The 7,905-nt window shown below is 40.4% G+C and carries 6 protein-coding genes and 1 rRNA gene; 5 read left to right on the forward strand and 2 right to left on the reverse strand.

What is annotated here, in order from left to right:
• Positions 1–4 precede the first annotated feature (4 nt).
• Both B1201_RS16340 and B1201_RS16345 read left to right on the forward strand, forming a co-directional pair.
• Positions 5–1,126, forward strand: a complete 1,122-nt coding sequence (locus B1201_RS16340) for a 5-(carboxyamino)imidazole ribonucleotide synthase (protein ID WP_078194467.1) — start codon at positions 5–7, stop codon at positions 1,124–1,126.
• A 713-nt stretch (positions 1,127–1,839) separates the two neighbouring features.
• The gene (locus B1201_RS16345; protein WP_078194468.1) at positions 1,840–3,126 is read left to right on the forward strand and encodes a lytic murein transglycosylase; all 1,287 of its coding nucleotides are present in this window, start codon (positions 1,840–1,842) and stop codon (positions 3,124–3,126) included.
• A gap of 56 nt (positions 3,127–3,182) precedes the next feature.
• Here the strand turns inward: B1201_RS16345 and B1201_RS16350 are convergent, their stop codons facing one another.
• Positions 3,183–4,310 (reverse strand): anhydro-N-acetylmuramic acid kinase, encoded by a 1,128-nt coding sequence (locus B1201_RS16350; RefSeq protein ID WP_078189534.1) that lies wholly within the window; start codon positions 4,308–4,310, stop codon positions 3,183–3,185.
• A gap of 63 nt (positions 4,311–4,373) precedes the next feature.
• On the opposite strand from B1201_RS16350, the gene tyrS reads away from it, so the two are divergent.
• Positions 4,374–5,606: a tyrosine--tRNA ligase gene (tyrS, locus tag B1201_RS16355; RefSeq protein WP_171263825.1), complete on the forward strand. Its 1,233-nt coding sequence runs from the start codon at positions 4,374–4,376 to the stop codon at positions 5,604–5,606.
• Positions 5,607–6,100: 494 nt separating this feature from the next.
• On the opposite strand, the gene B1201_RS16360 is transcribed toward tyrS, so the two are convergent.
• The gene (locus B1201_RS16360; RefSeq protein ID WP_143221722.1) at positions 6,101–6,742 is read right to left on the reverse strand and encodes a YczE/YyaS/YitT family protein; all 642 of its coding nucleotides are present in this window, start codon (positions 6,740–6,742) and stop codon (positions 6,101–6,103) included.
• Between the two features lie 224 nt (positions 6,743–6,966).
• On the opposite strand from B1201_RS16360, the gene B1201_RS16365 reads away from it, so the two are divergent.
• Both B1201_RS16365 and B1201_RS17070 read left to right on the forward strand, forming a co-directional pair.
• Positions 6,967–7,239, forward strand: coding sequence for a hypothetical protein (locus B1201_RS16365; protein ID WP_078194471.1), 273 nt, complete (start codon positions 6,967–6,969; stop codon positions 7,237–7,239).
• Positions 7,240–7,841: 602 nt separating this feature from the next.
• Positions 7,842–7,905: ribosomal RNA gene (locus tag B1201_RS17070) — 16S ribosomal RNA — on the forward strand; the annotation flags it as partial.

The following is a 7,905-nucleotide window of genomic DNA, read 5'->3' on the forward strand; positions in this document are numbered from 1 at the left end:
TCTCATGGATAAAACCATTGGTATTTTTGGTGGTGGCCAGTTGGGTCGCATGATGGCGCAAGCGGCATTGCCTTTAAACATTCAATGCACCTTCTTTGAAGCGAGTACTGAGTGCCCTTCTGCAGCGCTGGGTCCAGTGATTTCGACTCAAGCTGAAAATGGTTTGCAAGATTTCATTCAGAGCGCAGATGTTTTCAGCTTAGAGTTTGAAAATACTCCGTTAGCAGATGTTGATGTGTTGACTAAGAACAAAGCATTGCACCCACCGCGCCAAGCTTTAGCGATTGCACAGCATCGTTTGTCTGAAAAAGCTTTGTTTGATGAATTGGCTATCCCAGTTGCACCTTATAAGGCCGTGACATCTTTCGAGGGTTTACAAGCTGCTGTTGCTGAGTTGGGTTTACCCATCGTACTGAAAACATCGCGTGGCGGTTATGACGGTAAAGGTCAATTTGTGCTACGTAGCGCTGAGCAAATGGATCAAGCATGGGCTGAACTAGGCCCTGCAGGTGAATTGATCGCGGAAAGCTTTGTAACCTTCTCACGTGAAGTCTCAATCATTGCGGTGCGTGGTCAAGATGGTGATGTGAAAACATGGCCATTGGCGGAAAACCACCACCACAACGGCATTTTGTCGCATTCGATTGTGCCTGCACCAAACAGTGCAGACTTACAACCAGTTGCGCAAGATTACATTACTCGCCTGCTCAATCATTTGAATTATGTCGGTGTTTTGACGCTAGAGCTGTTTGTGACAGATAAAGGCTTATATGCCAATGAGATGGCGCCACGTGTGCATAACTCGGGGCATTGGTCGATTGAAGGTGCAGTGTGTTCACAGTTTGAAAACCACATTCGTGCTGTAGCAGGTTTGCCTTTGGGTTCGACTGAAGTTGTTCGTCCAACGGTCATGGTAAACATCATTGGTCAACATCCGAAATCTGAAGATGTATTGGCACTGAATGGCGCGCATTTGCATCTGTATAACAAAACAGAGCGTGAAGGTCGCAAAATTGGTCACATCACTTTAATGCCGAACGATACCGCTGAATTAACAGCTTTATGCCGCGCATTGGCGAAAATTTTGCCGAATCCGCTGGCGCTTAGCGAAGATATGACCATTTAAACTTGAGTTTGAATGATAAAAAAGCGGTCATGCATATGGCCGCTTTTTTTATCGCTATAGTTCGGGCATGATTGCGCCTCTTTGCAAAATCACACCGCTTATCGGTGAAACGATAAGAAACTATGGATCATAAAGTGTTCGTTCGTTTATAAATATTCTGCGTTAATCTTCGTATGATTTTTTGTGTATCAATAGCCTGTGATGTGTGTGAATCAAAATCAAAAATAACCAAAGCGTTTTGAATTTAAATTGTGTTTTTGAATTCAAACTATGAATTTGAATTCAAAAAATCCTATACCAAAAGCAATGAATTCAAATTTGAAAAAATGAATTCATTTCGCTGTGTTTAAATTTAAAAATTTGAATTTAAAAGTTGCTCAGACTTATTGGATCTATAGGGAGTGTATTTTAAAACCTATAATATTTTGATTATTAATAATAAAAATAAATTTTTACCCCATTTGCATTTGTGGGTAATTTTTTATGCGCCTAATTTATTTTAAATTTAAAAGTTTTGAATTTAAATTTAAACCGGTGTTTGGTTTCTAATGAATTTAAAGTTGGGTTGTGGATAACTGCTTTTGAATTCAAATTTTAAAAATGAATTTAAATAAGTATAAAATATGAATTTAAATTTACGTTTTGAACCTTTAACTTTTGCTTTGAGCTGCTATTGTTAAAGCAACAATTTAAATTCAAAAAAGATCTAGGGTATGAAGCATCACTTAGGATTTGTTTTCGGGACTGCTTTATTGGCAATAACTCAGGCAAATGCCGAGTTGATTATTAATGGTCAGTCTGTCAATGCGTCGAGCATGCCTGCAACAAGCAGCATTTCACCACAAAATAACTTTCAAGGCTGTTTAGCCAATTTGCGCTCGCAAGCAATGAATGCTGGTGTGAATGCGTCAACTTATGATCGCTATACACAAAATTTAACACCTGATTATTCTGTGATTGAAAAGCTCAACTATCAGCCTGAGTTTTCAACACCGATTTGGGACTATTTGTCAGGACTGGTGGATGAAGAGCGTGTACAACTGGGTCGGCAGAAATTGGCGCAGCATCGTGATGTATTAAACCGTGTCGCGGCGGCTTATGGTGTGCCTGCTGAAACCGTGGTCGCGGTTTGGGGTGTGGAGAGTAATTTTGGTGATATTGCGGGTAGCTATCCTTTATTACAGTCATTGGGCACTTTAAGTTGTGAAGGACGCCGTCAAAGCTATTTCCGTGGCGAGTTTTTTGCAGCCATGCGGATTTTGCAGCGTGGTGATTTAAATGAATCTCAATTGAAAGGTTCATGGGCAGGTGCATTTGGTCATACCCAATTTATGCCGAGTACCTATGAAGAACTGGCCGTGGATTTTGATGGTGATGGCCGCCGTGATTTGGTGTCGAGTACCACGGATGCGTTGGCATCTACAGCCAACTTCCTGAAAAAGCGTGGTTGGCAAACTGGTCAGCCGTGGGGCTTTGAAGTCAAAATTCCGGATGGCATGTCGATCAGTGGAGAAAGTCGCCGTAATAAAAAGTCATTAGACAGCTGGATGAATCGTGGTTTGCAGCGTGCCGATGGTACGCCGTTAATTCAAGGTAACCTTTCTGGATCGAGCCAAGCAGGTTTAATGGCACCGGCTGGGGCAAGTGGGCCTGTGTTCTTGGTGTTTAAAAATTTCGATGCAATCTACAGCTATAATGCGGCAGAGAGTTATGCATTAGCGATTGCGCATTTATCCGATCGCTTGCAAGGCAAGGGTGGCTTTAGTACGACATGGCCAACCGATGATCCTGGGACTTCACGTGCGGAACGACGAGAGATTCAACAATTTTTACTTAACCGTGGCTATGACATTGGTAAAGTGGATGGATTAATTGGAGATAAAACCCGTCAAGCCATTCGACAAGAGCAAAATCGACTGGGTTTAAGTCCAACAGGACGTGCAGGGCAACAGATTTTACGCGCATTTCGCAATGAAAATGCGAAAAATATGATGCGTTAATTCATCAATAATAAAAAGGTCTGCAATTGCAGACCTTTTTTATATGTTTTTGACTCTTAAACCGCAGTGATTGTACCTAAGATACGATAGCCAGCAGCACCAGTCACACTTGGTAAATTTGCACTAAGCTGATTGACAAAGCGCATCGCCAACCAAGCAAAGGCTGTGGCTTCCACCCATGTTGGGCTTAAGCCTAAATCTGCGGTACTTTGTACCGTCCATTCATGTTTACGTAAACGCCAGCGCAGTTGCTCTAATAGGTGCGAATTGTATGCACCACCACCGCATACATAGACTTCACCAGTATCCATATCAGAACGGTAAATGGCTTTTTTAATGGCACGTGTGGTGAGTTTCATTAAGGTTGCTTGAATGTTTTCTGGTGTATCTTCGAGTTCGTCATATTCGAGATCTCCACGCCAATCGAGAATCTGTTCATCTAACCATTCAAGATTGAAATCTTCACGGCCTGTGCTTTTAGGTGGTTCTTTAGAGAAAAACTCATGTGCTTGTAAGCGGTCGAGCAGGCTGCGAATGGGCTGACCATAAGCCGCCCAGTTGCCATTTTCATCATACGGCTGACCAGTATAACGTTCGCACCAAGCATCCATTAAAATGTTGGCAGGGCCTGTATCAAAGCCATAGACATCTTCAGGTTTGCCTGCAGGTAACATGCTGACATTGGCAATGCCACCCAAGTTTAAAATCACACGGTGAATAGTGTCATGTTGGAAAAGCGCTTGATGAAATGCAGGTACCAACGGTGCCCCTTGACCACCTGCAGCCATATCACGGCGGCGGAAGTCTGAAATCACAGGGATTTTAGTGAGTTCGGTAATAATATTGGGGTCGCCAATTTGCAGGGTAAAACCATGTTCAGGACGGTGGCGGATGGTTTGACCATGTGAGCCAATAGCCTTGATTTGACTACGATCTAGCTGATTCTTCTCGATCAATTCATTGATGCCATGACCGATCATTTGAGCTAAAGCAACGTCTGCCTTACCCATGCGATCAATTTCGTTATCATCAGGCAAAGTGAGCGCCATCAGTTCATCACGAAGGTCTGGGTCAAAGGGAAGTGTGAGCGTCGCATGAATCTCTAAAGGATCAAAAGAAGCAGCAACAATATCGACACCATCCATGCTTGTGCCGGTCATTACCCCAATGTAGATCGCTGTCATGATGATTCTTAAGCCTGCAATGTGCTGAAAAAGTGTTAGTATATCGCACAAATTGTATAACTGATCTATTTGGATTTTGTGATGTCAAATTTCCTGCCGGCTGAAGAACAACTTGCCCTCATCCAACGAGGCACACATGAGATTATTTCTGAAGAAGATCTTCTTAAGAAATTAAAGCAGAATCGCCCATTAAAAATTAAAGCGGGTTTTGACCCGACTGCACCTGATTTACATTTAGGTCATACGGTTCTGATTAATAAATTAAAAGTTTTCCAAGATTTAGGTCATGAAGTTTACTTCCTGATTGGTGACTATACAGCCATGATCGGTGACCCAACGGGTAAGAGCGCTACGCGTCCGCCGTTGTCTCGTGAAAAAGTTTTAGAAAATGCTAAAACTTATCAAGAACAAGTATTTAAGATTCTTGATCCAGCGAAAACTAAAGTTGTGTTCAACTCAGAGTGGTTTGGTCAAAAAACTGCTGCTGACTTGATTCAGTTAGCTTCACAGCAAACTGTGGCACGTATGTTGGAACGTGATGATTTCACTAAACGTTATAACAGCCATCAACCGATTGCGATTCACGAATTTTTATATCCATTGGTGCAAGGTTATGACTCAGTTGCGCTAGAAGCGGATGTAGAGTTGGGGGGTACAGACCAAACCTTTAACTTGCTGATGGGTCGTACATTACAAAGCCGTTATGACCAAGAGTCTCAAGTGTGCATTACTGTGCCGATTCTTGAAGGTTTAGACGGCGTAAATAAAATGTCTAAATCTTTGGGTAACTATATTGCAGTCTTTGATGCACCGGGTGCGATGTACCAAAAAGTGCTTTCAATGCCAGATGATTTGATCGAACGTTACTTTGACTTGTTGAGCTTTAAATCGATTGAAGAGATTCAACAGTTGCTCAAAGAAGTGGCTGAAGGTCGTAACCCACAAGAAGTGAAGAAAATTCTTGCACTTGAATTGGTTGAGCGTTTCCATGGCGCAGAAGCTGCGGCAAATGCGCACAAAGGTGCAGGTAACTTGATTACTGAAGGTGAACTTCCAGAAGGTACACCAGAAGTGACGATTTCTCGTGGCGCATTTGGTGGTGAGATTTTCATTACTTCTATTTTGCGTGAAGCGGGTTTGACTAAAAATGCAGCTCAAGCAAAAGATGCGATTGGTCGTGGTGCAGTGAAAGTGGATTGGGAAGTGGTCGATGCAAGTTATGCTGTGTCAGAAAACAAAACTTTGATCATCCAAGCGAGCAAAAAAGCGATCGCAAAAGTAACTTTTACCGACTAATAAATTCTTGAATTTTTAGTTAAGTTATTGAATTAAAAGCAGGCTTCGGCCTGCTTTTTTTTACCAATTAATATATTAATAATATAAATAAGTAAATTCAAAAAAAACCTTATAAAAACAACACTTAAATTTTGCCAAATGTGTTGCATTTCTCGAATTTTATGTATAAGATTTATTCATCTAGAGAGATATATACCATCTAGAGGGTACATAACGATAACTCCACTTTTTATAAGTCTCTTCCCCAAGGGACTCTTTTTTTAGTGAAGTAAACAGATAACTATAATAATTACACGATGGATCGACTAAAGATTCAATTCTAAGGGAAAGATTTTGGGAGAGATCTTTCCCTTTTTTATTTGTAAAATTGAGCTATTCCTTTCAAAAATCACATTCATTTCTGTATTAAAGACTTTAATTGTGCCAGAAAAAAAGCCCGATTCAATCGAGCTTTAAAATGTCTTTACTCAGATAGATGTTCATTGAGTTTTATTTTAGGGCTTAGGGTCAAATTGAATGAAGCTTAATTTAGGTAAAATCCGCTTGACTAAAGTCCCGACTAAAAGTGCGGTAATAATGGTGCCTTCACGGACTCCGATGACTTGATGTAAGACCAGCCAACTGCTGATAACCGCAATACTGACCAAGACAATGTCGCCATAGGTCTTACAGTTGCCAAAATCAAGGCGATAACGAACAGCAATAGCTTGATAGAGGCCTTCTGCGGCCAAGAGGACTAGACTGGCTTTGACCACTAAACTCACACCTAAAGCAGTGATCAGGCAACTTGCCAAGCAAGCCAGGAGTTGAAGTGGGTAACTTTCTATGCTCCAGCCTAGGGTCAGCCACATTAAACCGTCAATAAATGCACCAAATAAAATTCCCACAGGTAATTGCAACCACTGTATCCACTGAAAGCGTGATTTTAAGATCAGCATTTGCAGCAGAATCATGATGATGTGCATTAATATTGTTAATGTGCCGACGGTGAGTGGAAAGATATAGCTAAAGCTGTAGGGCACCGAAGAAATAGGGGATGTCCCTAAATTTGAATGTATAGAGAGTACGACACCAAAAGCTAATAATCCTAATCCGCTTAATAGTAAGAATAAGCGTGGAAAAAACTGTGTTGGCATCCTGCACCTAAAAAATAAAAAGAGTGTACGTGAAATGCAGCCTGCGCTCTATGCGTCTAAAGCCCAAAAATAGTGGCTTTTTATGACTGTGATCGTTAATAGTGATTATTCAAATAAATAGGCTGTATTTTTATCAGCAAAAATGACTAAGCATGTAATTAAAATGATTTTTGCAAAAACAGGCCTTATGGAACAATAGTCAAAAATCAAAAAAGAGCAACAACATGGCGTATTACAATACCGATAATCATGATGAACAGATCGATCGAATCTTGAGATATTTATTTGACTACCAAACCACACAGCATAAGCGAGCATTATTTTGTGAGGCGCAGCAACAATTACATGATTTGGATATCGCAGCACAGTACCAACTATTTGCATTGGTACGAGAACAACTCCCTCGACGTGCAAAGCTGCTATTTTCTGCTGAAGATTTCCGTGGAAAGCAACAAGTCATCTTGGAAGTCATGCAACATTTAGCATATGAACGTTAAAAGAATGCTGGGAAATATAAAAATGCACGCAAAAAAGTCTATAAAGCTTGAATCGGTGTGATGACAGAAAAAAATGATGTGCTTTGAGGCAGAAAAGTAGACTAATGATTAATAAGCAATCAAAGTCACTTTTATTAGACTTAAAAGCGCTGAAAAAGATTTGCTAGATATAAGAAATTTACTTAATTAAATATCGACTATTTGCTAAATATTTATAAAAAATGCTTAAAAAATAGGTAAAAGTGCAATTTTTTTAGCAAAAACGCTTATAAAAAATACATACGTGAAAAATATAGTGAATTGGGGGTTGCAATGATTCTGAAATCCTCTAGAATGCACCCCATACCGACGAGATAGACGGAAACGAACGAAACGCGAAGCGTTGAGTTGTTAAGTTTATCGAAGTCCAGCTTCTAGCATTGACGAGATGTTAGAAAGATCATTAAGAGATTATGAAGAACAACTTGTGTGGATTTTTACTGATTGATTGATCGAAATTATTTTCATTGATTAATGGTAGAAATTACTCGAAGTTTATTTGAGCAAATTTTTGTCAGTAATTGATGAGCCAAGATTGGTACACTATATGTACTATTGATTTTAAACTGAAGAGTTTGATCATGGCTCAGATTGAACGCTGGCGGCAGGCTTAACACATGCAAGTCG

The organism is Acinetobacter sp. ANC 5600, from assembly GCF_002018395.1.
Taxonomy (GTDB): domain Bacteria; phylum Pseudomonadota; class Gammaproteobacteria; order Pseudomonadales; family Moraxellaceae; genus Acinetobacter; species Acinetobacter amyesii.